Origin of the sequence: Nostoc sp. 2RC, from assembly GCF_014222165.1 — a bacterium.
Classification (GTDB): Bacteria; Cyanobacteriota; Cyanobacteriia; order Cyanobacteriales; family Nostocaceae; genus Nostoc; species Nostoc linckia.
The window spans coordinates 44863-68951 of record NZ_JACKZU010000001.1; the positions used below are offsets into that span (position 1 = coordinate 44863).

The following is a 24089-nucleotide window of genomic DNA, read 5'->3' on the forward strand; positions in this document are numbered from 1 at the left end:
GGTAATAACATTTTATTTTCACAATTTCAGCTTATAAATAAGGGAATATTTAGGGAATGAGCGAGCAAAATCAAAACCAGGGTAATTGCAATCGCCAAAATTTAATATCAAAGACATATCCCCTATCTACAGATGATGATGCAAACGCAGACTCAAGGGATTTGTTCGCCGATATGTTTGCAGATTTTGAGCCGCACAACACCACAGACGGTAGCTACAGGGGAACAATGGCGAAAATTAAAGCTACAGAACTACAGTATCAAGCGGTTTTTGAGCAGAAGTTAGTCGAAGCTAATAGTAATTTAAAAAGGGATAGAGTTAGAGTTAGCATTAAACAAACTGGCAATTCTCTCCAGTTAAGGGCTACCCTACCGTTAAAACCAGGTGATAGCAGCTTAGGTAAGGAAAAAAAGCAATATGACTTGTCTCTAGGGATACCAGCAAATTTAGAAGGATTAAAAACTGCGATCGAGGAAAGTTACGAGTTAGGTAAATTAATCGCTCGTCATACTTTCCAGTGGAATGAGAAGTATTTAGGAATTAAGTCTAGAGATAAGCAAGAGATAAAAACCATTGGGGAATTATTAGATATATTTGCCCAAAAATATTATCAAAACCGTCAGCAGACTATAACTAGTCAAAACACTTTTGCTAACTATCAATCTGTTATTAAAAGAAACTTTCCTTTAAGCACTTTGGCTACAAAAAATAACTTTGAGGAAATTATTAATTCATTTCAGGGAAATAAAAAAAATGAACTGATTGCCGTAACTTCTGTTTTTATTAAAACCTTTCAGTTGGGATTTACACTCGATGTCACACGGGATAATGTCACGCCAGCCCATCGAGAAATCCCCGAAGATGAGAAAATAGTATCTTCTTTTGACATATTTGAAAAATTCGCCCTCAACCGCAAAAATACAAACATCAGTGATGAAATCGACACCTGGGAAATGTGGCGTTGGGTATATGGAATGTTAGCAACCTTTGGGTTAAGACCAAGGGAATTATTTGTACAACCAGATATTAATTGGTGGATATCTTCCCAAAATATAGACCATACTTGGAAAGTCAATAAAAATACAAAAACTGGGTATCGAGAAGTTATACCTTTTGTACCTGAATGGATAGAATTATTTGATTTACAAAATCCCAAACCATTAAATATTTTAGAAAAAAAGGTGACAAGAATTACATCTGTGCAAAATATTAATTGGATGCGGAGAGATATATCCAGATGGTTTAGAAAAGTGGGAATTGAGTTTCAACCCTACGATTTGCGTCATGCTTGCGCGATTCGAGCGCATCTTCAGGGAATACCCATCAAAGCCGCAGCAGACAATTTAGGTCATACCGTTGATGAACATACAAAAACCTATCAGCGTTGGTTTGGGATTGAAAACCGTAAAAAAGCCTTTGGTGAGGTAATTAGTCAAAAGTCATTAATTGAGTTGCAAAAGAATGAAATATTGGCGCTTAGGATGGAGAATGAAAGGTTAAAGTTGGAAGTTGAAAAGTTAAAATTCTTGGAGAATATCTAAATAAACCGAACTATAACTTTTTTTATATCGTTGGTGAATAATTAAAAAAACTTTATCTTTCGTTAAAACAGTTGGCAAATATTTAGAGGATGTTTGTATACCAAGGTTATTTGTAAGACGCTCAGATAAATGAGGTGCGTTAGAATTCTGTTCTAGTACAGCAGAGTTATGACAAGGACTGAGGCAGGGTTTTAATGAAGACGGAGAAGTATGTAAAGTTGAACGAACAAGCTGAACTTTCGGAACCAGAGCTTGAAAGCCTAAAACATAGTTTGTGGGAAATTGATTGCCCAAAAGTAACTGTTAAAAGTCGCTCGCCTCAGAATCCATACACGTTTGACGGTTCTGGTTTCCTCAAACAAGTAGCTAGCCATCAACTCACTTTCAAATTCTATGCAAGCGCCCAGAGCCAAAGCCATATAAACAGAAATCTTCAGCTAGGAGAAACAATTCCAAACGAGGCTTACTACGATCTGACCGCCGTGGACTACAAGGGTAGACTATGGAGCTGTGAACGAATACTTATTGATATTAACAAGTCTGTTTCAGGAGAATTGATTGTTCAAGGAAGTATCCCAAAGATTATTTGTGAAGGAGAAATTCCACAGTATGTAGAGTGCAGAGGAAGTAGTCTGGAAATAAGAGTTTTTGATGACATAAATATTCCTTGCAACGAAATAACATTAACTAAAAAGTCGATTGGAAGAGGAGCGCAATCCTCTAAATCTATGTCTCGCAATATTTGGAAGTTTAAGTGCTGCAAACTTAATTTTGTCTTGGTTAAAGAGGATAAGAAGCTTCTGATTATTAATGTGATGTCTAATGAAGAGAACATTTCAAAGTATCTTAGGGAGCGTATTCTTGAAACATTGCAGTTTATCTTAGGGTATCCAATTAATTGGGCGGTTTCTTACAAACTGGTTGGTCATACAACAGAAGTGACTTTGTGTAGCCCTAGACAACGTTCAGTTACTTCTCGTTTTCAGCCTCCCTTTATACTTGGTGGCTATTTTATTAACGAAGCTCAGGTTTTTCGTCGTCTCTTTGCAAAGTATCTTCAACATATTATTAACTACGAGCAACCTCTGCATCCACTCTGGGCGCAACTCAATGCTATATACGAGGCTAGTAGTGGAATGTTTATTGATGCTCATGCATTAACTTTAACAGTTGCGATCGAGAGTATTGTTTCAAGTGAATTCTCTCAGCTTGGAAAGTTAAATAATAAAGAGGAAGAAGCTGTTCAAAAAGCTTTGGAATACATAGATGGCTGGAACGATAGTACAGGAATTAAAGAGCGTATTAAAGGCTCCATTAATGCAATGCGTCAGCCTCGTGTTGGGGACAAAATGAAAGCTTTAGAGAAAGCTGGTGCGATAACGAACACACAAGCAAAGGCTTGGCAAAATCTTCGTAACACAAGCGCTCATTCCTATCAAGCGCATAATTCAAAAAACTCTAAGTTTGTTAAATCTATTTTTCAGATAAATGTTCTTTTTTATCATCTCATTTTCTACGCGATCGGCTATCAGGGGCCGTACATGGATGTTAGTGAAATTGGTTTTCCAATTAAGCAGTACCCATCTTGTAACAACACAGAATAGTTGCGGCAGCAGCCCAACGACCCCATTGCATCGGAAATACAGGCTCTTCGCGCTGTGTTTCGGTCATATCTGTCGCCACTTAACAACAACGTTAAACATATTTGAGAAAAGCGATCGCTCAATTGTTCAGGGTAAAATTAGGAAGTGCATTAACTGGCAATTTTCTACAAAACCGCTACATCAAGCATTTATGAATCTCAATGAGTTGCCAGGAGCCGAGATCATCTTGCCTGGACTCAGGGATCTTCACAATGGTGAGTCCAATACAATTGGGGCATTGCTAGTTGCGATCGCGGCAGGGCGCTTAACTGAAGCCGGTTTAGATATCCCAAAAGATCGCCTAGTCCCAGAGCCAGAGCTAACTTTATATGACCGTCTCCAAGATGAACGAGACGATGCTTACCTTTACTATAATGCTTTGCTAAATCTCCTCAATAGCTTTTGCAATGCACTCGAACTCAGTTATAAATATAAGCCGTCCGTTAAACATATTTGAGAAAAGCGATCGCTCAATTTTCAAACCAACAAATCAATCATTCAAAATACTCACGCCCGAATCACAGTAATCGCACGTTGATTTTCCGTCAGGACAACCTCAGTTGATAAACGTTCTTCCATTGGTAGAGCATTTTTACGCCTGTCAAACACAAATAACCAACCAAAATCCAACCCCAAACGCCCTAAATAGGATTCTAATTGCTCAATACCTTCAGTTAGGGGGTCACGCTTTTTCTCCCGCCATACCTTTAACTCAATACCTAAGGTTACATCTCTGTAACGCAAACATAAATCCATTCTGTCACTACCAATTGCATATTCCCTCTCCAGGGTTCCACCACCGTTAACAACACGATGCAAGAAAGCCATTAATACAATGTGGGGGGCGATTTCATGATAGCCAGTACTACCTAATAACGGTTCACCATGCTGTCGCCAAAACTTGAGAAATGCTGCTAGTAATGCATCTATATTTAACTCTCCTTCTGGGGTTAACCAAGTCGGTGCAATCATTGGTAGAGAAGCCATTGGTGTCACCGTTAACACCCTGGGTAAAACTTCCCGATAAATGGGATTAGCAATGGTTAAACCACCTTGGGGATGCATTTTACATAAACCCAAATCAATCACAAATTGAATATCATCATTGGGTATATCCCCCAATTCCAAACCTGCTAACATCGGCTCGATAATCGCTTTTATTCTTGGTTCCCGTAAGCGTTCGGCTAAACTATCGAGATGAGTATCTTGACGGGCAATTAATATTTCCTTTCCTTGTAAAATATGTTCTTTAGTAATAGCAATACTTCTATCTTTAACCATTTTTTCCACAATTTCTTTCGCTAGAGCATTCACTAACCAAGGTTGTCCTTGAGTTAAGTCAAAAGCTGTTGCTGTGGCTTCTGGTGTGAAAATTTGTCCTGTCTCTTCTGTATGTTGTTGATATAGTTCTTGCACCTCTGCTGCATTAAAATTTCTGAGGGTAATCGAAGCGACTTTAATATTAAAAGGACTCGATGTGTTTAATCGCTCACTACCACCGGATGCAACTTTATAATCTCGCACATCCCGTAAACCGATTAATCCTACAGAAGAGGGAAAATTTTTTGGACGATTGGGAAAACCATCCCGCAACTGTCGTAAAACTGAAATTAGTGTTTGGTCTTGTAGAGAGTCAATTTCATCAATAAATAATACCAAAGGTCGGGGCGAAGACTGTGCCCAAGCCTGTAAAAAAGCCCTAATTCTCCGTCCTGGTTCTTCTTTTTGCCCTTGTTTGAGAACAGGTGGTTGCAATTCATTGGGTAATCGGATCGAAATTGTATCGTACCAAGTTCCCAATATCGCCAATTCTGCTGCACCTGGGTCATGATTAAATGCACTTCCTACCTCCGCAGATACCACTACTGCTGCATAACGTCCAGTGGCGGTAAGTTCCTGCGCTAGAGCTAACATTGCTGTGGTTTTCCCCGTTTGTCGCGGTGCATGAACGACAAAATAACTTTCTTGTTCAATCAGCATTTCCCAGTCGGGGAGACGACTGGTAGGGGGTAGGATATAGTGTTTGTCGGCTTGACATGGGCCTGCAATGTTGAACCAGCGAGACATGGGACTTTAGCAGTTGGCGGACACTTTGAGTTTAGACGATTTTGGAGTTGGGGCGAGGCAAGAAGGGCTAACTGATTTCTGTATAATTCTCAAAGGAAATGGTTATGATGCTTGATATATTGCGATTTGAGAAAGCGATCGCTCAATTTCCAAACAAGGAAATTAATATTTACATATCCAATTTTAATGTGATTATTTAAACAAAGATAATACTATTTGCGTATTTATATTGATAAAAATAGGGCTTTATATTTCAAAGTTAAGAAAATAATTATACTTAACTACTTACCTTGGATTTCTTTAACTGCGTAGACCCAGAGCGGCTTGTCGCTAGACATCGCTAATCTAGGTTAGGGAAAAATTAGGTAATACCTGAAAAAATCAAATAACTTTTAGCAGAGAAAAATAAATGGATTTGCTGCTTGCTATCTTTGCTTATGGCGTAGTTGACGGTGGGTTTATCGCCTAATTTAAGGAAAAGCCAGGGAATCATTAAAGCTATGCTGGCAAATCCTTACTATATAAGCAATTCCCCAATTTATTTCCATATAACTGCTGTGGGGCCATTGGCCGCCTAATAGCGCATAAATTTCTACAGGTTTAGCGGAAATTGTCACGCCTAATTCGTAAGATTTACCAGTGAAAGCGGCAAAGCGTCTGATAGCTTCGTCATAAAACCGACTATTGCGGTATTTTTTATTAGTCAAATCAATGGCAAACAATCCATAAAAATAACGGGGAATACTTTGGATTGTTTCCACAATTTGACCGAGATTTCTCGCCAAAATTGCATTGCGTGGAACTTCTGTTTCCCAAGCTGTATCTAATGCCCAAGATGCAGAAGTTAAGTGAGAACCACCGCAAATTCCGCAAATTCGAGGCGTAACAATTAATCCAGCTTGGGGGTCTTTACCGCGTAAGATAATTTCAAATCCGCGAAACAGTTCCGCATGAGTCCAGGCGTTGACTACCCGCCCATTTTCAATATCGACTCTGACATCTAAATCGCCTTCAACTCTACCAACGGGCGATATATCTAATGTTTGAATTCCCATTCTCTTCTCCTTTAATAATTGGTAAGGGGAGTAGGGAGATGGGGAGATAGGGAAACGCGGGGAATAACCAATGCCCCATGCCCAATGCCCCATGCCCAATGCCCCATGCCCAATGCCCCATTCCCTAAACTGTAAAAAAGTCTTCTTCCGCCCAAGGTGGTGCTGCGTCTTTTGCCACCATTGTGAGTATGGCGTAGTCTTTTTTGTTGACTCCTGGCGGTAATTCTTTGGGAACCCCCATAACTGTTTGGGTTTTAAATACGGTTCCTGGTTTGAGGTCAAAGAAGGGAAATTCTGGTTCGGTGCAACCCAAACAAGGCATTCCGGCGCGGGTTTTGGAGGAGACACGATTCCATAGGATGCGGTTGCAGGAGGAATGGGTCATGGGGCCGCGACAACCCAAGTCATAAAATAGGCATCCTTTACGCTGACCGAATTCGGCGGTTGATGCTTTGTAGGCAAAGTGGACGTTACGAGTACAACCTGTTTGGGTATAGGTGTTGAAGAACGTTTGCGGACGATGCAATTCATCGAGGGCGATGTCTGCTATGCGTCCAGTAGCGATCGCCACTAATATCTGCGTAATCCAATCGGGATGTGCGGGACATCCGGGAATATTAATTACAGGTAATCCGGCTTGGGAAACGAAATCTTTACCTAAAAAGCCACCTTCTTGACGCTTGAGAAATTGCAAACCTTCCGATTCGCTTGGGTTGGGCGACATGGCGGGAATTCCTCCCCAAGTGGCACAATCTCCCACAGCGACGATAAATTTGGCAGCTTTGGCCAAATCTGTTAACCAATCTTTCATGGGGCGATCGGCAAACCGATTCCATTCCCCAGTACCGTTGGGAGCGTTGACAACACTGCCTTCAAAGACCAAAATGTCTAGGGGAATTATGCCAGAAATACAATCCCGTAGCAGTGTTTGTAAATTATCACCTAGTTCTAATCCTAAGGATGGATGCCAAAGTACCTTGATGCCAAAGTCAGCAATTAAATCGCAGACTGTCGGTTCTTCGGCGTTGAGAAATGACATGGTGTTACCGGAACAAGCACCACCTTGTAGCCACAGTACGTTAGTCATCGGCTATGTCTTTTTCTAATTTTTACCATGCACGATTTAGGCGATAAAGCTTGTAGAGTATCACCTATTTTAGGGACTTCCAAGTAAAAAAATATTCCATTGCTATTGTTGACGGTTGATAGTTGACAGTCAACAATTTGAAGCTGAATAATTTATTTTTGGGAGTTTCCTTATTGCTGTTTATTTTTAAACATAAAGTATTTTTCGATTCAACTCTGTTTTATTAAAAAAAAATTAATTATTAGCAATCAGCTATTCTAAGTACAACGGTGTAAATTAAAGGTTTGTAGTGAAAACTTTAGTCCTCTAATAAGGACTAAAGTCCTTACTACGAACTAAATATCAATGAATACCATGAGTAGTTATCTAATTTAGATGTGCATCAGCTTAATTAATAGTCTAATACCGCTACGCGAAAATTAAAAAGTTCACCAATCAAGACTTGTGATTGTTTAAAAGGTAGCTTTATTTACACCGCAGTGTAATAATTCTAAGAATGTAAAAATTATGAATAAATACTTAATTTAAGTGTATTGTGCAATCAGTAAATTGAACACAGCAAAATGTAGGGGCACAACAAATTGCGCCCCAACCTACCACCTGATTATTTTAAGATTTTCGTTGTGTAATTTCCCTAACAAATTGTTCATCCAAACCTAAAGCTTGAGCTATCTGCTCAATACTTAAACCCAATGCTAATAACTGAGGTATGGTTTCTAACTTAGCTTCTTGTCTCCCTTCTTCTTTACCTTGTTGTCTACCTTCTTCTTTACCTTCAGCAAAAACATCTTGGTAAAATCTAGTTTGCCTTAACTCATTTAATCCAAACATTTTTCCTATGTCCTCCTGACTCAATCTCGGCAACTTATATATTAATATCGTCTCTATTAATTGTATAATTTCACTAACAGCAGTGACATCTAAAATTTGCTCTCTAGCACTGTTGACTATTTCTAGAGCTTTTGTTGTCGCGGTTGATTCGGGTTCAACGATCAGCTTTTACACTGCGGTGTTCATCGAGAAGGGGAAGGGGGAAAGGTAAAAAGCGAGTGGAATTGTGGGCGACCTGTTCAGGCAGTTTGCCCTTTTCCCTTTAACCTTTTCCCTTCTGGTTTATTTGGGTAGACTTAGGCTGACTGCAATTTTTGATATCTTTTCAACGCTATTTTGTGTACTAGTGATACAAACAATATTTTCTAAATCTCAGGTGTTTAAAACAGACATTAATATTGGCAATTCCCCCCTAGAATTTGAGAAATAGGGTGTTTTATATTTTAGAGATTGGGCATTGGGCAAAGAGGGCATTGGGCATTGGGTATGAGGAAGAATGAAAAATTACCTCTTTCCCTCCATCTCCCTATCTCCCCATCTCCCCAGTCCATAATCTGAAGGGGAATTCCGCCAAAAGGACTCGAAGCCTGCGTAAATCAGTATGGCCCGTGATGAGATGCGATTCATAGTGTCTTCATCATTCGTGGGTGTCAAGAAACTCAAATTTCAATTGGCTAGAGTATGGCAGAGTTATGACCCCTAGCATTACAGATTCAGCAGTGAAGGCTGCGATCGCAGCTGTTGTATCAGAGTCAGCTTCAGCAGATGAAAAAATTCAAATGCTGATTGAAATAGCCCAAGGCTTTCAAAAAAAGCCCAAAACAGCCCAAGATTTACGGAATGCAGTTAGCTTATATTACCAGGCTTACCAGATGTGTGGTGAGGAGTTTCCCCTGTTGAAAGCTAGGGCACAAGTGGGGATGTCAGGCACGTTACAGGCAATACCGGATGTTAGCACGCAACTGCTAATACAAGCAAAAGTCGGTTATGAAGAAGCACTACCAACTTTACAACGATTAGCTTCGCCCTCTGAAGTGGCAGAAGCACAAATGAATTTTGGGCTGGTGTTACAGTCGCTTGTGCCGTATAATTTAGCGCGGATAACTGATAGTATCCAAGCTTATCATGAGGCTTTGCGGGTATTTATTTGGCAGGATTACCCACAAGAATATGCAATTTTATACAATAATATTGCGATCGCTTATCTTTCCATGCCTTTAGCATCGGAACGGGAATACTTGCGTCAAGGATTAGCAGTGCAATCATTTGAAACGGCGCTAAAGCATATTAATTTAATTGAGCATCCCAGAGAATATGCAATGTTGCAAAATAATTTGGGTAATGCTTTGCAATATTTAGTGAGTTCTCATCCTGTGGAGAATAACTTGAGAGCGATCGTCGCTTATGACGAAGCTCTCAAAGTGCGTAATTCCAAAGATACACCCCTAGAGTATGCTAACACAATTTCAAACAAAGCTAACGCTTTATTCAACTTACCCGATGACCCAGAAAACCCAGAAAATGGTAATCTTAAAAATCTTTTACAAGCACGTGCATACTATCAACAAGCTTTAGAAATATTTACCAAACATCAACAGATGGAACAAGCAGAAATAGTAGCTAAAGCGTTACAAGACGTACAATTAGAAATAGGGCATAGGGCATAGGGCATAGGGCATTGATTATTTTATCAGTGCTTGCCGTGACCGCTACCTCTCCGTATTTCCATCTCAATTAAGGAGAAAACAGAGAATGCAACACATTTTACTAACCCTAGTTACGGGAGATTTTCTCACCAATTTAGCAGCAGGCGAACTCAATATTACGACAGAATTTATCTGGCTAATCACAGGTATAGTTTTATCTATGATTGGCGGTGCTATTGGCGGGATGCTATTAGCAGGAAAAAAAATAGGGTATGAATTTTTAGCAATACTTGGTGGTTTTTTTTCTCCTGCTGGTGTAATTTCCGCCATTATTCTAGGTCTAGTCATACTAAATTTCTTAACTAATTATTAGGAGCAAAAATGTTAGAACTTGGCTGGTATTCTGTTAAATTATTTTTCAAAGGAAAGTTACTGCGCGACCCCATATATTTTATTCAGCGAACTGCTATTGCTACTACTGTAGGTTCTTTACTATTAGTGTTATTTGCCCAGGCTGAAATTCCTTTCTGTTTACCAGTAACAATATCTAGTTTCGTAACAGGTATGATGATGCCATTTCTTCTTAAAGATTTCAAAACCAAATAAATTGTTATTTGTTATTGGTCATTAGACATTTGTAAATAATCAATGCTCCATGCCCATATTCTATGTCTAACCTTGAAGAATTAGTTCAGGAAATTAACCGCTTTGAGGCAATTATATCCGAGTGGGATGAAAGCCAAAGGTGTGTAGCAGTAGGCTTAAAAAGAGCAATTGAAGCTTTGCACAAAGTAGCATTGACTAATTTGATTAAAAGTTTAAAAGAAGAGTCAATGCCGGCTTTACGTCATGCTGCTTGCGATGAAGTAGTATATGCAGTGTTGCTTTATCACGAATTAGTTAAACCACCAAAAGCATCACTAGAACAACGCATTCAAGCTGCCTTTGAAGAAGTTCGCCCAGGTTTAAAAAGTCACAACGGAGACATAGAATTAGTGGCAATTAAACCACCAGATACAGTAGAACTTAAGTTAATAGGAACTTGCAGCAGTTGTCCGGCTTCTACTCTAACCTTATCTCAGGGAGTAGAACAAGCAATTAAAAACCATTGTCCTGAAATTACCAATGTTATTGCTGTCAATAAAAACTCTAGTGTTAACACTAAAGTTTCTAGTTTTATCAGTCCATTTTCTTCGCAGTTAACTTCTAGTTGGGTAAAAGTAGCAACTATCGAACAAGTTCCCGAATTGGGTGTGTTAGCAGTACAACTTGCTGGTACTTCGCTAATTTTATATCGCCAAGGTGTTACGTTTAAATGCTACCGTAATGCTTGCGCTCATCTAGGAAATCCTTTAGAAGATGGTAAAGTTGAAAATGGTGTTATTACTTGCCCTTTCCACGGATTTGAGTATAATTTAGAGACAGGGAAATGTTTGATTGTACCGGATATTTCACTTCAGTCATATCCAGTGAAAATTAAAGGTGATAATCTTTTTGTAAGATTGCAAAAATTTGAATAAAAATTTATCAGTTACAATACAATACGGTTAAGATAAGCAGTATAAACTTTCCTTGTGGTCTGGGAAAAGTTTAAGGGGTAAACGATGTATTTGAAACCTTTCTCCTTTAACCGAACCGTATTAGGCTACAATATTTTTTGTCTCACGCAGAGGCGCAGTGAAAAGTATGAGTAAAGGTTTCCTCCATTGGCGCAGCCCGCCGCAATCATAACTTTTCAAGATAAAGGCCCAGAGAAGAGGAGGGAAAGAACAAATTGGACAATAAGTTTGTTGATTATTTTATATCAGAAATATCAAAATGTTACTGTTGTTACATGCTGTTAAACATTAATGTTTTTAAATATTTATCAGCCTTTATTTGCGGTTCATGGATATCCCAATTATAATTCATCCCATATCACAACTACCGCCAGAAGCAACAAAAATTCTTCAAAATTTACCTTTTTCTTCTCAGGGTGCAGAGGTAATTTTAGGGAATATTATTCAAGCAGAACAATTAGTAATACCTGTAGCGCCAAGTCCGACTACAATGTTTGGGCCTCGTGGCGCTTGTTTGTTTGCAAATGGAACATTATGGGTGTCAGATACAGGACATCATCGATTATTGGGATGGCGGAATTTACCGACTAAAGATAGTCAACCAGCTGATTGGGTAATTGGGCAACATGACTTTTATCATGAAGGACAAAATGCTAAAGGTGCAATTGGAAGAACTACTTTAAACGTACCAACTGGAATTTGTAGTTGCGGCAAAGGTTTAGCTGTAGCAGATGCTTGGAACCATCGAATTTTAATTTGGAAAAATTTACCAGAAGATAGCAATGTACCAGCAGATTTAGTATTAGGACAAGGTAATTTTATCGACAACGAACCAAATAGAGGAAGTCAACAAGCATCTGCGAATACAATGCACTGGCCTTATGGTGTTTTCTATCATCAAGGGTGGTTATTTGTTGCTGACACAGGAAATCGCAGGATATTAATTTGGCAGCAATTACCCACAGAAAACGGCCAACCTGCTGATATAGTTTTGGGACAGCCAGATATGATATCTCGCAATGAAAACAACGGCGGTTCTCCCACCGCAGCGAGTATGCGTTGGTGTCATGATATTACTTTTTGGGGAGAAAATTTAGTTGTCAGCGATGCGGGAAATAACCGCGTTATGATTTGGCAAGGAATACCAACAGAAAATAATACTCCTTGTGCAGTGGTTTTAGGGCAAAAAAACTTTGATTGTGTGGAAATGAATCAAGGGGTTTATTATCCTAATGCTAGTAGTTTGAGTATGCCTTATGGTGTGGGTGTAGCTGGAGAGTGGTTAGTAGTTGCGGATACTGCAAATTCTCGCTTGTTAGGATGGAGAAAGCCAGAGTCAATTTTATCACTGCAAGGTGCAACAGCAGATGCCATTACCGGACAAATTAGTTTTCAAAGTAAAAGTGAAAATCGTGATTTTGGATTACCAAAACGAGATAGTTTAAATTGGTGTTACGGCATAAAAATTTCTGGCAAAACGGGAGTTATAGCTGATTCTGGAAATAATCGAATTTTACTGTGGCAGTTTGGTAATTCGTAATTTTTGAAAGTCAGATTTATATGTATGGTGGCTGAAGAAATTAGAGTTCGTGGTATTGTTCAAGGAGTGGGATTTCGTCCTACTGTATATCGTCTGGCTAAAATTTGCGGTTTGGGTGGAGATGTTTGTAATGATGGCGGAGGTGTTTTAATTCGCGTATCTGGTAGTGAAGAAGCGATAACAGAATTTGTTACTAAATTACAAACAGAATGTCCGCCGTTGGCAAAAATTAATCAACTGATTAGAACTCCTTACACAGGTGAATTAAACGCTGATAATTTCGTGATTTCTAGTAGCGTCAATAGTGCAATTAAAACAGAAATTGCTCCTGATGCAGCAACTTGTAAAGAATGTCAAAAAGAAATTTTCGATCCTTTTAGCCGCTTTTACCGTTACTCTTTTACTAACTGTACTCATTGTGGCCCTCGCCTGAGTATTATTCATGCCATTCCCTATGACAGATGCAATACCAGTATGTCTGCGTTTGTCATGTGTTCGGAATGTGCAAAGGAATACCATGATGTCGAAAATCGCCGTTTTCATGCCCAACCTGTAGCTTGTCATACTTGCGGTGCTTCAGCTTGGTTAGAACGTGCTGATGGGAAAGCGGTTACTGCTTCTATGTTCTCGATGTTAGATGATGTTGATGCAGTTTGTACTCTATTACAAAGAGGTGAAATTGTCGCAATTAAAGGTTTGGGTGGTTTTCATTTAGCTTGTGATGCAACTCAAGAAGCTGTTGTAGAAAAATTGCGATATCGTAAAAGACGTTATCATAAACCTTTTGCTTTAATGGCACGAGATATTGAAGTAATTGAACGATATTGTACTGTAAACGCTAAGGAAAAAGAATTATTAAAAAGTCCTGCGGCCCCGATTGTTTTATTGGATAAAAAGGCACTGGAAAGGGACGCGGGGAAAAATGTTTCTCAGAATTTTCAGATTGCGATTTCGGTTGCACCTGGGCAAAATCGTCTTGGTTTTATGCTACCTTATACGCCATTACATCATTTAATTTTGCGGCGGATGAATCGCCCAATTATTTTAACTAGTGGCAATATTAGTGATGAACCGCAATGTGTTGATAATCATGAAGCCAAAGAAAAATTAGGGACAATAGCTGATTATTTTCTTTTTCATAATCGAGACATTATTAATCGGGTAGATGATTCGGTGGTACGGGTTGTTGGCGATAAGGTGCAAACAATTCGACGTGCTAGAGGATACGCACCGGCAGCGATTAGTTTACCGCCTGGATTTGAAAATGTGCCGCCAATTTTAGCAATGGGTAGTGAGTTAAAAAATACCTTTTGTTTATTGCGAGGAAAAGAAGCAATTCTTTCACAACATCTGGGAGATTTAGAAAATGGTGCGGCTTTTAACGGATATCAAAAAGCTTTGAATTTATACTTTAATTTATTTGAACACAAACCAGAAGTAATTGCTATCGATAAACATCCTGAATATCTTTCCAGTAAAATTGGGAAAGAAATCGCTGATAAAAATCAAATTAAAATTAGTTCAATTCAACATCATCACGCCCACATTACCGCTTGTATGGTGGAAAATAATATTCCTCTAGATTCGCCTCCAGTATTAGGTATTGCTTTAGATGGTTTGGGTTATGGCGAAGATGGTAATCTGTGGGGTGGAGAATTTTTGTTAGCAGATTATCGAAAATTCCAGAGACTTGCAACATTTCAACCAGTGGCGATGATTGGCGGCGAACAAGCAATATATCAGCCGTGGCGTAATACTTATGCCCAATTAATGAGTGCTAATCTCTGGAATGAATGTGAAGAAAAATATGCCGATTTAGAAATAATTAAATTTCTGAAAAATAAGCCAATCAAATTACTTAATCAACTGATTGAGAAAAGAATTAACTCTCCTCCAGCGTCTTCAGTAGGGAGATTGTTCGATGCGGTGGCGGCGGCTATCGGTATTTATAGAGATGAATGTAGCTATGAAGGACAAGCAGCGATCGCAATGGAAGCTCTAATCAATGTTCACAACTTAAATAATGATAAAGAAATACTAATATATCCTTTTGAATTTAGCTTTTTAGATAGTATTTATTGTATAGACCCGCGTCCAATGTGGCAAGGTTTACTTGATGACTTGCAGCAACAGATTCCGCAAGCAGTTATAGCAGCTAAATTTCACAAAAGTTTAGCTGATGTAATTGTGGAGATGGTTAAACGTCTGTGTCAAAAAAATGTAATTCATCAGGTTGTTTTAACAGGAGGAGTATTTCAAAATTGTGTATTGTTAGAGCTAGTTAGTCAAGCATTAGAAATGTTGGGTATAAAAGTATTGACTCACAGTTTAGTTCCAGCAAATGATGGTGGGTTATCTTTAGGGCAAGCAGTGATTACAGCAGCACAATTAATAGGATAAATTTACTCACGCAAAGGCGCGAAGAAGATAAAAATGTGTTTAGGAATTCCTGGGCAAATTATCGAAATTACCAATGTTAATCATAAGTTAGCAATTGTTGATGTTGGTGGGGTGAAGCGACAAGTAAACATTGCTTGTATCGTTGATGAAGAACATCCACCTGAAGCTTGTATTGGAGATTGGGTGTTAGTGCATGTTGGCTTTGCGATGAATCGAATTAACGAACAAGAAGCAGCAGAAACGTTAGAGTTGTTGAAAGAGTTAGCAGCAGCACAGGTGGAGATTAGTAATTGAGGGGAAGAATTTTTCTCACGCAGAGGCGCAGAGAGAAGAGAGAGAATTTTCCTAGTTTGAAAACTCATTTCTTTTCTTTCTTTGTGGTTCGTTTTAAAAAACTATGGTTCTATTCCTATGAAATATGTTGATGAATTCCGTGAAAGAGAAAAAGCTGAAGCGTTACGCCGGGAAATTGCAAAATTGTGCGAAGAAATAGAAAAACCTCTCAAAATTATGGAAGTATGCGGGGGGCATACTCACTCTATATTTAAATATGGCATTGAAGAAATTTTACCCGATCGCATTGAATTAATTCATGGGCCTGGTTGTCCAGTATGTGTAATGCCAAAGGGGAGGTTAGATGATGCGATCGCTATCTCTCAAAATTCTAACGTCATCTTTACCACATTTGGCGATGCCATGCGAGTTCCTGGTTCCAAAACAAGTTTACTCCAAGCCAGGGCCCAAGGCGCAGACATTCGGATGGTGTACTCTCCCCTAGATAGCCTGCAAATTGCCAAAGATAACCCCGACAAAGAAATAGTTTTCTTCGCCTTAGGTTTTGAAACCACAACCCCCAGTACCGCCTTCACCATTTTGCAAGCCGCAGCTGAAGGAATTGCTAACTTCAGTATGTTTTGCAATCATGTTCTTGTAATTCCCGCCCTCAAAGCATTATTAGATAACCCCGATTTACAACTCGATGGATTTGTCGGGCCTGGTCATGTCAGCATGGTAATTGGTACTGACCCTTATGAATTTATTTCCCAACAATATCATAAGCCAATTGTTGTTTCTGGATTTGAACCTTTAGATATTCTCCAATCAATTTGGATGCTGTTGCAACAGCTAGTAGAAAATCGTTGCCAAGTTGAAAACCAATATAATCGAATTGTCCAAAAAGCTGGGAATAAAGTAGCATTAGAAGCCATCAACAAAGTATTTGCTGTAAGAGATACATTCGAGTGGCGCGGTTTAGGCGATATTCCCTATTCAGGATTAAAAATTCAACCTGAATATGCTCAATTTGATGCCGAACTTAAATTTACCATTCCTAACCTCAAAGTACCCGACCATAAAGCATGTAAATGTGGAGAAATTCTCAAAGGAGTATTAAAACCTTGGGAATGTAAAGTATTTGGTACAGCCTGCACCCCCCAAACACCAATTGGTACTTGTATGGTATCTTCTGAAGGCGCTTGTGCAGCCTATTACAAATATGGACGCCTCTCTACAATGTCTAAAAAACTAATAGCTGAAAAACCAAAAGCAACCATCACCCAAGAACCTCTCCCCGCCTGTGGCTTCTCCCTAGACTAACACCAAATCCTCTGCGAACCTCTGCGCTTTCCTTTGCGTTTAAAAAATCACCCACTTTAACATGAATCTTTTCCCCCATCGCCATAAAATCCAAGACACTCACATAACCCTCGCACATGGTAGCGGTGGTAAAGCCATGCACGATTTAATTGATGACATCTTTATTAATACCTTTAATAACCCAATTCTCTCCCAACTAGAAGACCAAGCAACCTTCAACTTAGCCCCACTTTTACAACAAGGAGACAGACTCGCTTTTACCACAGATTCCTATGTCATAGACCCTTTATTTTTTCCCGGTAGCGATATCGGAGAATTAGCCATCAACGGCACAATTAATGATTTAGCCGTCAGCGGCGCTAAACCTTTATATCTAACTTGTAGCGTTATTTTAGAAGAAGGATTACCAGTAGAAACATTGCGACGTGTTGCAACCAGTATGAAAGCAGCTGCCACAAAAGCTGACGTTCAAATTGTCACCGGCGACACAAAAGTTGTACATCGTGGTGCTGCTGATAAACTATTTATTAATACTGCTGGTATTGGTATCATTCCAAGAGGAATTAACATCTCTGCCCACAATATTCAACCAGGAGATGCTGTAATTATTAACGGTGAATTAGGTAATCATGGGGCAGCAATTTTAATTGCCCGTGGAGAATTAGCTTTAGAAACTAATATTGAAAGTGACTGTCAGCCTTTGCATGATTTAGTACAACATATCCTCAATATCTGTCCCCAAATTCATGCAATGCGGGATGTGACACGCGGAGGTTTAGCGACAGTTTTAAATGAATTTGCTGTTACTTCCCATGTAGGAATTCGGCTGTACGAAGAATCTATTCCAGTGCGTGAAGAGGTGAAGGGTTTTTGCGAAATTCTAGGTTTAGATCCATTTTATTTAGCTAACGAAGGTAAGTTAGTTGTAATAGCTAAAAGAGAATATGCCGAATCTATCTTATCAGCGATGAAATCTCATCCCGCAGGGAAAGAAGCTTGTATTGTTGGGGAAGTAATAAGTTCACCTCCAGGTATTGTGTTATTAAAAACAATTTTTGGTGCTGAACGTATTGTTGATATGTTAGTAGGCGACCAGTTACCACGAATTTGTTAATATTTAAGATACTTTTTTATATGCATGAACTAGGAATTACCCAAAATATCGTAGCAATTGTAGCCGAACACGCCAAAGGTGCAAAAGTACAACGAGTTTCCTTAGAAATTGGCAAACTTTCAGCTATTATGCCCGATGCTATTCGATTTTGTTTTGATATTTGCACTCAAGGTACAGTTTTAGAAGGGGCGACATTAGAAATTTTAGAAATTCCTGGTATGGCAAGATGTCAGCAATGCGGTGCAGAAATTTATCTAGATAAACCATTTGGTATTTGTAATTGCGGTAGCGTGGAATTACATTTAATATCTGGCGAAGAACTCAAAATTAAAGAAATCGAAATAGAGGAATTATGTGTGTAACCTGCGGTTGTTCTGATGATGGCGAAACCAAAATTACAAATTTAGAAGTAAGTGAAACCGAACACAATCATCACCATACTCACACTCATACTTTAGCTGATGGCACTGTGATTACTCATTCCCACAGTCACGATACTCATACAGAAGCATCTCAAATTCATGCAAAAATACATGGCACAACTATATCATTAGAACAAGATATTTTAGCAAAAAATAATTTAATCGCCGCCCAAAACCGTGGCTGGTTTAAAGGTCGCAATATTCTTGCTTTAAATTTAATGAGTTCTCCAGGCGCTGGGAAAACAACTCTTTTAACTCGCACCATCAATGATTTAAAACATCAATTATCTATTAGTGTCATTGAAGGCGACCAAGAAACTACTAATGATGCTCAAAAAATTAAAGAAACAGGTTGTAAAGTCATCCAAATTAACACCGGAACAGGCTGTCATTTAGACGCATCAATGATAGACAGGAGTTTGCAACAACTAAATCCACCACTAAATTCCGTTGTGATGATTGAAAATGTGGGAAATTTAGTTTGTCCAGCTTTATTTGATTTAGGAGAATTTGCTAAAGTAGTAATTCTCTCGGTTACCGAAGGCGAAGATAAGCCGATAAAATATCCCCACATGTTCCGCGCTAGTGACATCATGATTCTGACTAAAATTGATTTGCTACCTTACGTACAATTTGATGTACAAAAGTGCATAGAATACGCGAAACAAGTTAATCCGAAAGTTCAAATTTTTCAAGTTTCTGCAACTACTGGGGCGGGGTTAGATAATTGGTATAAATGGCTGACTGAAAAATTCGCAAATTTGTCAACTGGGGCTACACACTTTTGATGAAACTACAAAAATAGCCGCCAGTGTTGTTCACTAGCAAATTACTCACAAATTCGCTGTAATTCTTCCACTGTACTCACGGTTTTAATAGCCTGCTGAATTTCTTTTAATCGCTGTAAATCTGTAATTTGGTAAATCATTGGCATTAAATCTAAGCCAGGAGTTCCAAATTTAATTTCCAGTGCTAATTCAATACCGGAATATAATTCCTCTCGTCGTCCTCGCGCTTCTCCTTCACGTAAAATTTCTTGATACCAAGGTGACTCACGCAATACAGTCATATCCCACCTCATAATTTCTTGGACTAAGGCACTCTCTATTACAAACGTAGCAAAAAACGCCAAAACTGTTTCTAGTTGATTTAGTTGTTCGTCGGCACGCAGAACTTGTAAGGCTTCTCGAATTATAACTTCGTTCTCACCACCTTTGAGGATGGGTACAAAGGGAAGTAAGGAAGGTAATGGCGTATCAAATACAGTATTTACATCAACTTCCCAAAGGTTAATTACTCGATAATCTTGAGTTGCTTTCAAGCCTGCGAAATTTGATGTATATGTTGTCGGTATTTCTGTGTTAGTTCCTTTAAGAATGTTAATTAATACTGGATAGGTAGGTAAATTATATTTTTCTTCAGCGAGTGCTGTATAAGCACGCATCCGTCGTGGCATTTCGGGTTTATAACGCAGTTGTAATTCATTGATAACAAGAAACTTTCCATACTGCGGATTTTCCACACGGATGAGTACATCACTTTGTCTACTCAGCCATTGAAATTCTGAGTTGAGAATTTCGCCTACGATAACGTCAGGTATTTGTGTTACCCATTTCACCCAATTGTCGGGTGCAAGACTAATTAGGCGTTTAGTACTAATGTCAGCAGGTTTGGACATAAGCAGATATAAAGAAAGTAGACGCACAAAAAATTTTATAACTTGGAAAGGTCAAAATATCAAAGTAAATAATTATTTTAAAATGGCAACACCCTGCACTCTAAGAGTACAGGGTGTGAGACAATATGATGTTTATTAGACTTCTTACAGAAGTCGGGAAAAGGGGGAAAGGTTTGTTATTTTCCCTTTCCCCTTTAACCTTTTTCCACAAGAGTGCAAAAAGCAATTGATTGCAAGAGGTCTATTGACCTAAAGCCAATCTCGATAAGCAGAGATTTCATTGACGCCAATTTCAAAGGGCATTCCTTTGCCAAATGGTGGATAAACGCGAATTTTGGCGTTAGTGGAAAACCTTTCTAAGCGATTACCTAACTGGGGAATATTGCTAACAATATGCCAGTAGGATACTATGTCAGGACAATCAATAATTAATGTGAGAATGTTAGCGTTTGTTGTCAGATACCACTGACAATTAGATAACAGTACTCGCGTAATGCGATCGCAGGCTAAATAAAAGCATTTGCCTACGGACTGTTCTAATTCCATCTGCAACATTCCATCCTCTCTTGTCACCTCAGTTGGAGGCAAATCATCGGGAGGTAGCAGGTGTAATTTAGAAGACATAATTTCGCACCTCTTGGTTGTAGCGCGTCAAACTCTCCAGGTTTTTTTCCACATCTAAAGATGAGGGTTTGAGTGCTAACGTACCTAAGTTTAATTCGTCCTGAAATTTCTTGATTTTGTCTCGACAAGTCTCCACATCACCAATAATTGAATTCTCAATCAAATAATCTTCATCGAAACAAATATTCGTGCGATCGAATGGTTTTTGGTTGGGATTCGCACTATTTTGCATGACTTCGGCCGAATTAGCTTTCATTTTTTGGCTGAATTTGCGAATGAAAGGTAACGCTTCACTCACTGCCTCATCATTAGTTTTGCCAACATAAAAGAAGCGTGCCAGCACAAAATTTTCTGCACCCCTAGCATTTAACGCTTGATATTTGGCAATGGTATTCTTTAATCTCTGTAGGGAAAACGGCGGGCCACCCATCAAACTGAAGGAATGTTTGGCGGCAAACTCAATACCATCATCACCACCAGTGGCAACGTAGACGGGAATTTTTTGTTGCAATGGTTTGGGATAAATTGTTAGGCGATCGCATTGATAATATTGCCCGTTAAATGATACGTTAGTTTCATATAAAAGCTTTTCAATCAATGCCATTGCCTCTAACATTTTCGGACGCGATTCATTAGTTGGCGTTGCAAAATGCTTATTTTGTTGAGGGAAAGGCCCTCCTTTCGCAACTCCAAATAATAATCGTCCATTGCACAAGTTATCTAAAGTAGCGATGTCCTCTGCTACCCGAATTGGGTTATGAAATGGCAATAACACCGCCGCCGTGCCTAATTTGATACTTGAAGTCAATCCCGCCAAGTGTGCCATTAACACTAACATGGATGGGCTAAGATTGGATTCACTAAAATGATGCTCACTCACCCAGGCTTCCTCAAAACCTAAGCTTTCTGCCTGTTTTATCAGCTTTACTTGCTCAAAAATGGCACGATGAGCATTTTGGTGATGATTGTCGTAATTGCAGAAAATTCCAGTTTTCATTACTTGCGTTAATACTTTTTACCCACCGTGTGTGCTGGCTATCTTAGTAGTCTAGTCAGAATTCAGGAGTCAGGAGTCAGAATTCAGGAGTCAGAATTCAGGAGTCAGAATTCAGGAGTCAGAATTCAGGAGTTAGAATATCGTATTGGACTCCTAGTAAATTCTGATTTCATGTCCAACTAATCACTTGTGATTCAAATCTCTCCCTTGTCAGAACGTCAACTTCTGTTAAGTAGCAACCCACTGCAACTCTAACCATAGGCGTGGATTATTTTCTTTGAGTTTCGACATTGGGTCGCGTAATAATCGCTTGCTATTGATGCAAACTACTTGCACTAGACCCATGTTGTCTGCTACTTCTCGCAGTATTTCTTTTTGAGCTTGCACATAAGGAATCATTTGATCTGAGCAATAAATTCCTATATATTGCAAACGTCTTGCAGGTCGTCCCCAAAAACAGGTAATCACTTTCACATAACACCCGTCTAGTAATTCTCCAACTTTGGGATAGTAGTGGTTGACGACTCTTGTGAATTCTTTAGCTAAGATGTCTTCAGCAATCATTTCAACTGATATTTCTGTAGCGTCGGTCACTCTAATTTAATATAACATAATCTTGTCAATTAAATATGACAATTTACGTTATGTAATGGAAAAAAATATTAAATGAGAATTCTGAATTCAGAATTCAGAACTCAGAATTTAGAATTCAAAATTTAGGTTGTATTTTGTAATAGACCTCTTGCAATCAATTGCTTTTTGGACTCTTGTGGTCAAAGGGATACATCTTTATTGGGGAAAGGGAAAATACCAAACCTTTCCCCCTTTTCCCGACTTATGCAAGAAGTCTAATGAGTATTTATTGATGTGCGTTAGGCTACGGTATAAGTAACACGCCTTCAATGTTCTGGCTGCTAAATTCTAAATTTTGTTGCATATTAAACAAAAAGAGATATACCGATGTGGTACACCTCTTTTTAATTCTGATTGTTGAATTCTGGATTCTGAATTCTGAATTCTGAATTCTTCTTTTTAATTTTTAATTGTTATTATCTTGCATTGCGTTCGCAAACTAAAACTTCAGCAACAATATCCGGCAAATTTACTAAATCTGTAAATCCTTCAGAGCCATGAATTGGTGAAATAAAGGTATAGTTTGGATCGCAAACTCCATTGTCATACACTTGAATAAACCAGCGATCGGGAAATCCTTCTACACCTAGTTCTACAATGTACCAACTCTCGCCCATGAGACGAGAGTTAAAGATTGTAAACCACTCTCTATTTTCTTCTGAAATGTTCCAATCTGCCATAAGTAGCTCTAAAGCTATTTGTCCGGCATCAGTTGAAGTCAACAGCATTTTTACTCCTTATTAGCAACTTCCGAGTTGGGAACTTCAGGATATAAACCTAATTGTTTCGCTAGTTCGCGGGCTACAAAAAATAAAAATTTTGCACCATCTTGATTGCCTTCATGGGCGAACATCGTTGCTACTTGTAGCATTGTTTCTACTAAACCAGCATCTATTAATTCTGGCTGAGTTTCTAAAATTTCTGGTTCTTGACCATTAGGGCATCTTAGTAATTCATCGATTAGGTTAAAATACAAGTGTTGGCGTTGTTCTGTCATGATAATTTTCTAGATTTGAAGGGAAAAAATTGAAGCTTTGCCAGAGGATTAGAAATATTTACATAAATCTAATAATGCCCAAACTACTGTTCAATACTTTGCTGCCACAGTCTTTCCAACATTTCAACTTGTTCTTTTAAAACAGCAGCGCGATAAACAAGATATCTGTCATAAAAGATAATAGCTAACCCAACACAAATAGGGGTTAACACGAAGAACCATTGTAGGATTGTGCCAAGTTTATATTGCTCAGTAACAGTCAGCATTTTATTAACTAAATTTGGCTCAGAAGTATGTATCTTAGTCTGAGGTAATGGTATATTTTTTGTTTGGGTAGCTACACCAGTTTTGCTTACTTCACATGTTTTATTTTGTGATTCTAATAACTCAATATGTCGCTCCCAAATAATGCCAAATACTACTAGCTCTGGAGAAAGCACCGCTAAAGTAACTACACAAACTGTAAGAAAATTTAAAAATTTGGCTTTCATTTTGGCTCTCCCTTGCTAGGTAGTATGCACCCAGTAAGAAAATATCTTTATCAAGCAGGGAACAGGCAACAGGCAACAGAATTAAAAGTCACTTGAGATTATGGCTTTGTTCTTAAAACTTGTATCTTGTTTACCTGTAATCTGTTATATTTCTACTTTTCAAACAAT

At 38.7% G+C, this 24089-nt stretch carries 24 protein-coding genes and 1 pseudogene; 14 read left to right on the forward strand and 11 right to left on the reverse strand.

The window, feature by feature from the left end; genetic code table 11:
• The first annotated feature begins 56 nt into the window (after nt 1–56).
• The 3 genes from GNE10_RS00190 (at nt 57) to GNE10_RS00200 (ending at nt 3641) form a co-directional block, all read left to right on the forward strand.
• Complete coding sequence (locus tag GNE10_RS00190; protein ID WP_185563116.1) at nt 57–1541, forward strand: site-specific integrase; 1485 nt, start codon at nt 57–59, stop codon at nt 1539–1541.
• Between the two features lie 218 nt (nt 1542–1759).
• On the forward strand, nt 1760–3145 hold the full coding sequence (locus tag GNE10_RS00195) for a hypothetical protein (RefSeq protein WP_185563117.1): 1386 nt from the start codon (nt 1760–1762) through the stop codon (nt 3143–3145).
• Nucleotides 3146–3335: 190 nt separating this feature from the next.
• Entirely contained in the window at nt 3336–3641 is a 306-nt protein-coding gene (locus GNE10_RS00200) for a hypothetical protein (RefSeq protein WP_185563118.1), read from the forward strand.
• Between the two features lie 50 nt (nt 3642–3691).
• Here the strand turns inward: GNE10_RS00200 and GNE10_RS00205 are convergent, their stop codons facing one another.
• The 4 genes and pseudogenes from GNE10_RS00205 to GNE10_RS00220 all read right to left on the reverse strand — a co-directional run bounded on the left by GNE10_RS00205 (nt 3692) and on the right by GNE10_RS00220 (nt 8389).
• Nucleotides 3692–5251, reverse strand: coding sequence for an ATP-binding protein (locus GNE10_RS00205; protein WP_185563119.1), 1560 nt, complete (start codon nt 5249–5251; stop codon nt 3692–3694).
• A gap of 545 nt (nt 5252–5796) precedes the next feature.
• Nucleotides 5797–6306: pseudogene (locus GNE10_RS00210) on the reverse strand (nickel-dependent hydrogenase large subunit); the annotation flags it as partial.
• Nucleotides 6307–6430: 124 nt separating this feature from the next.
• Entirely contained in the window at nt 6431–7393 is a 963-nt protein-coding gene (locus GNE10_RS00215; RefSeq protein ID WP_185563121.1) for a hydrogenase small subunit, read from the reverse strand.
• 609 nt (nt 7394–8002) lie between these two features.
• Complete coding sequence (locus GNE10_RS00220; RefSeq protein WP_260446698.1) at nt 8003–8389, reverse strand: Rpn family recombination-promoting nuclease/putative transposase; 387 nt, start codon at nt 8387–8389, stop codon at nt 8003–8005.
• 527 nt (nt 8390–8916) lie between these two features.
• Here GNE10_RS00220 and GNE10_RS00225 point away from each other — a divergent pair.
• The 11 genes from GNE10_RS00225 to hypB all read left to right on the forward strand — a co-directional run bounded on the left by GNE10_RS00225 (nt 8917) and on the right by hypB (nt 19289).
• Nucleotides 8917–9891: a hypothetical protein gene (locus tag GNE10_RS00225; protein WP_185563122.1), complete on the forward strand. Its 975-nt coding sequence runs from the start codon at nt 8917–8919 to the stop codon at nt 9889–9891.
• 85 nt (nt 9892–9976) lie between these two features.
• Nucleotides 9977–10243: a hypothetical protein gene (locus GNE10_RS00230; protein WP_185563123.1), complete on the forward strand. Its 267-nt coding sequence runs from the start codon at nt 9977–9979 to the stop codon at nt 10241–10243.
• 8 nt (nt 10244–10251) lie between these two features.
• Complete coding sequence (locus tag GNE10_RS00235; protein ID WP_185563124.1) at nt 10252–10476, forward strand: hypothetical protein; 225 nt, start codon at nt 10252–10254, stop codon at nt 10474–10476.
• 62 nt (nt 10477–10538) lie between these two features.
• The gene (locus GNE10_RS00240; RefSeq protein ID WP_185563125.1) at nt 10539–11390 is read left to right on the forward strand and encodes a NifU family protein; all 852 of its coding nucleotides are present in this window, start codon (nt 10539–10541) and stop codon (nt 11388–11390) included.
• Between the two features lie 367 nt (nt 11391–11757).
• Nucleotides 11758–12969, forward strand: a complete 1212-nt coding sequence (locus GNE10_RS00245) for a hypothetical protein (RefSeq protein ID WP_185563126.1) — start codon at nt 11758–11760, stop codon at nt 12967–12969.
• A gap of 24 nt (nt 12970–12993) precedes the next feature.
• Complete coding sequence (hypF, locus tag GNE10_RS00250; RefSeq protein WP_185563127.1) at nt 12994–15369, forward strand: carbamoyltransferase HypF; 2376 nt, start codon at nt 12994–12996, stop codon at nt 15367–15369.
• A gap of 33 nt (nt 15370–15402) precedes the next feature.
• Nucleotides 15403–15663 carry a HypC/HybG/HupF family hydrogenase formation chaperone gene (locus tag GNE10_RS00255; protein ID WP_099066402.1) on the forward strand — a complete coding sequence of 87 codons (261 nt, stop codon included), beginning with the start codon at nt 15403–15405 and terminating at the stop codon, nt 15661–15663.
• Between the two features lie 117 nt (nt 15664–15780).
• The gene (hypD, locus tag GNE10_RS00260; protein ID WP_185563128.1) at nt 15781–16965 is read left to right on the forward strand and encodes a hydrogenase formation protein HypD; all 1185 of its coding nucleotides are present in this window, start codon (nt 15781–15783) and stop codon (nt 16963–16965) included.
• Between the two features lie 61 nt (nt 16966–17026).
• Nucleotides 17027–18079: a hydrogenase expression/formation protein HypE gene (hypE, locus tag GNE10_RS00265; protein WP_185563129.1), complete on the forward strand. Its 1053-nt coding sequence runs from the start codon at nt 17027–17029 to the stop codon at nt 18077–18079.
• 20 nt (nt 18080–18099) lie between these two features.
• A complete protein-coding gene (gene hypA, locus GNE10_RS00270) occupies nt 18100–18441 on the forward strand; it encodes a hydrogenase maturation nickel metallochaperone HypA (protein ID WP_185563130.1) in 342 nt (113 codons plus the stop codon).
• On the forward strand, nt 18432–19289 hold the full coding sequence (gene hypB, locus GNE10_RS00275) for a hydrogenase nickel incorporation protein HypB (RefSeq protein ID WP_185563131.1): 858 nt from the start codon (nt 18432–18434) through the stop codon (nt 19287–19289). The genes hypA and hypB overlap by 10 nt, the downstream gene beginning before the upstream one ends.
• Nucleotides 19290–19330: 41 nt before the next feature.
• Here hypB and GNE10_RS00280 read toward each other — a convergent pair whose 3' ends face one another.
• From GNE10_RS00280 to GNE10_RS00310, 7 genes are all read right to left on the reverse strand, one after another.
• Nucleotides 19331–20179, reverse strand: coding sequence for an Rpn family recombination-promoting nuclease/putative transposase (locus GNE10_RS00280; protein ID WP_185563132.1), 849 nt, complete (start codon nt 20177–20179; stop codon nt 19331–19333).
• 249 nt (nt 20180–20428) lie between these two features.
• Entirely contained in the window at nt 20429–20803 is a 375-nt protein-coding gene (locus tag GNE10_RS00285; protein WP_099066396.1) for a hypothetical protein, read from the reverse strand.
• Nucleotides 20793–21800 carry an LLM class flavin-dependent oxidoreductase gene (locus tag GNE10_RS00290; RefSeq protein ID WP_185563133.1) on the reverse strand — a complete coding sequence of 336 codons (1008 nt, stop codon included), beginning with the start codon at nt 21798–21800 and terminating at the stop codon, nt 20793–20795. The genes GNE10_RS00285 and GNE10_RS00290 overlap by 11 nt, the downstream gene beginning before the upstream one ends.
• A 228-nt stretch (nt 21801–22028) precedes the next feature.
• Nucleotides 22029–22364, reverse strand: a complete 336-nt coding sequence (locus GNE10_RS00295; RefSeq protein ID WP_099066475.1) for a hypothetical protein — start codon at nt 22362–22364, stop codon at nt 22029–22031.
• A gap of 485 nt (nt 22365–22849) precedes the next feature.
• Nucleotides 22850–23161, reverse strand: coding sequence for a hypothetical protein (locus GNE10_RS00300; RefSeq protein WP_099066394.1), 312 nt, complete (start codon nt 23159–23161; stop codon nt 22850–22852).
• 2 nt (nt 23162–23163) lie between these two features.
• Entirely contained in the window at nt 23164–23430 is a 267-nt protein-coding gene (locus GNE10_RS00305; RefSeq protein WP_185563134.1) for a hypothetical protein, read from the reverse strand.
• Nucleotides 23431–23513: 83 nt separating this feature from the next.
• Nucleotides 23514–23921 (reverse strand): hypothetical protein, encoded by a 408-nt coding sequence (locus GNE10_RS00310; protein ID WP_185563135.1) that lies wholly within the window; start codon nt 23919–23921, stop codon nt 23514–23516.
• Between the last annotated feature and the right edge of the window lie 168 nt (nt 23922–24089).

Excerpts from the sequence above, each read along its gene's own strand:
- GNE10_RS00190 (WP_185563116.1), top strand. The coding sequence starts at position 57 with ATGAGCGAGCAAAATCAAAACCAGGGTAATTGCAATCGCCAAAATTTA.
- GNE10_RS00200 (WP_185563118.1), top strand. The coding sequence starts at position 3,336 with ATGAATCTCAATGAGTTGCCAGGAGCCGAGATCATCTTGCCTGGACTC.
- GNE10_RS00205 (WP_185563119.1), bottom strand. The coding sequence starts at position 5,251 with ATGTCTCGCTGGTTCAACATTGCAGGCCCATGTCAAGCCGACAAACAC.
- GNE10_RS00215 (WP_185563121.1), bottom strand. The coding sequence starts at position 7,393 with ATGACTAACGTACTGTGGCTACAAGGTGGTGCTTGTTCCGGTAACACC.
- GNE10_RS00225 (WP_185563122.1), top strand. The coding sequence starts at position 8,917 with ATGACCCCTAGCATTACAGATTCAGCAGTGAAGGCTGCGATCGCAGCT.
- GNE10_RS00230 (WP_185563123.1), top strand. The coding sequence starts at position 9,977 with ATGCAACACATTTTACTAACCCTAGTTACGGGAGATTTTCTCACCAAT.
- GNE10_RS00235 (WP_185563124.1), top strand. The coding sequence starts at position 10,252 with ATGTTAGAACTTGGCTGGTATTCTGTTAAATTATTTTTCAAAGGAAAG.
- GNE10_RS00240 (WP_185563125.1), top strand. The coding sequence starts at position 10,539 with ATGTCTAACCTTGAAGAATTAGTTCAGGAAATTAACCGCTTTGAGGCA.
- GNE10_RS00245 (WP_185563126.1), top strand. The coding sequence starts at position 11,758 with ATGGATATCCCAATTATAATTCATCCCATATCACAACTACCGCCAGAA.
- hypF (WP_185563127.1), top strand. The coding sequence starts at position 12,994 with ATGGTGGCTGAAGAAATTAGAGTTCGTGGTATTGTTCAAGGAGTGGGA.
- GNE10_RS00255 (WP_099066402.1), top strand. The coding sequence starts at position 15,403 with ATGTGTTTAGGAATTCCTGGGCAAATTATCGAAATTACCAATGTTAAT.
- hypD (WP_185563128.1), top strand. The coding sequence starts at position 15,781 with ATGAAATATGTTGATGAATTCCGTGAAAGAGAAAAAGCTGAAGCGTTA.
- hypE (WP_185563129.1), top strand. The coding sequence starts at position 17,027 with ATGAATCTTTTCCCCCATCGCCATAAAATCCAAGACACTCACATAACC.
- hypA (WP_185563130.1), top strand. The coding sequence starts at position 18,100 with ATGCATGAACTAGGAATTACCCAAAATATCGTAGCAATTGTAGCCGAA.
- hypB (WP_185563131.1), top strand. The coding sequence starts at position 18,432 with ATGTGTGTAACCTGCGGTTGTTCTGATGATGGCGAAACCAAAATTACA.
- GNE10_RS00280 (WP_185563132.1), bottom strand. The coding sequence starts at position 20,179 with ATGTCCAAACCTGCTGACATTAGTACTAAACGCCTAATTAGTCTTGCA.
- GNE10_RS00285 (WP_099066396.1), bottom strand. The coding sequence starts at position 20,803 with ATGTCTTCTAAATTACACCTGCTACCTCCCGATGATTTGCCTCCAACT.
- GNE10_RS00290 (WP_185563133.1), bottom strand. The coding sequence starts at position 21,800 with ATGAAAACTGGAATTTTCTGCAATTACGACAATCATCACCAAAATGCT.
- GNE10_RS00295 (WP_099066475.1), bottom strand. The coding sequence starts at position 22,364 with ATGATTGCTGAAGACATCTTAGCTAAAGAATTCACAAGAGTCGTCAAC.
- GNE10_RS00300 (WP_099066394.1), bottom strand. The coding sequence starts at position 23,161 with ATGCTGTTGACTTCAACTGATGCCGGACAAATAGCTTTAGAGCTACTT.
- GNE10_RS00305 (WP_185563134.1), bottom strand. The coding sequence starts at position 23,430 with ATGACAGAACAACGCCAACACTTGTATTTTAACCTAATCGATGAATTA.
- GNE10_RS00310 (WP_185563135.1), bottom strand. The coding sequence starts at position 23,921 with ATGAAAGCCAAATTTTTAAATTTTCTTACAGTTTGTGTAGTTACTTTA.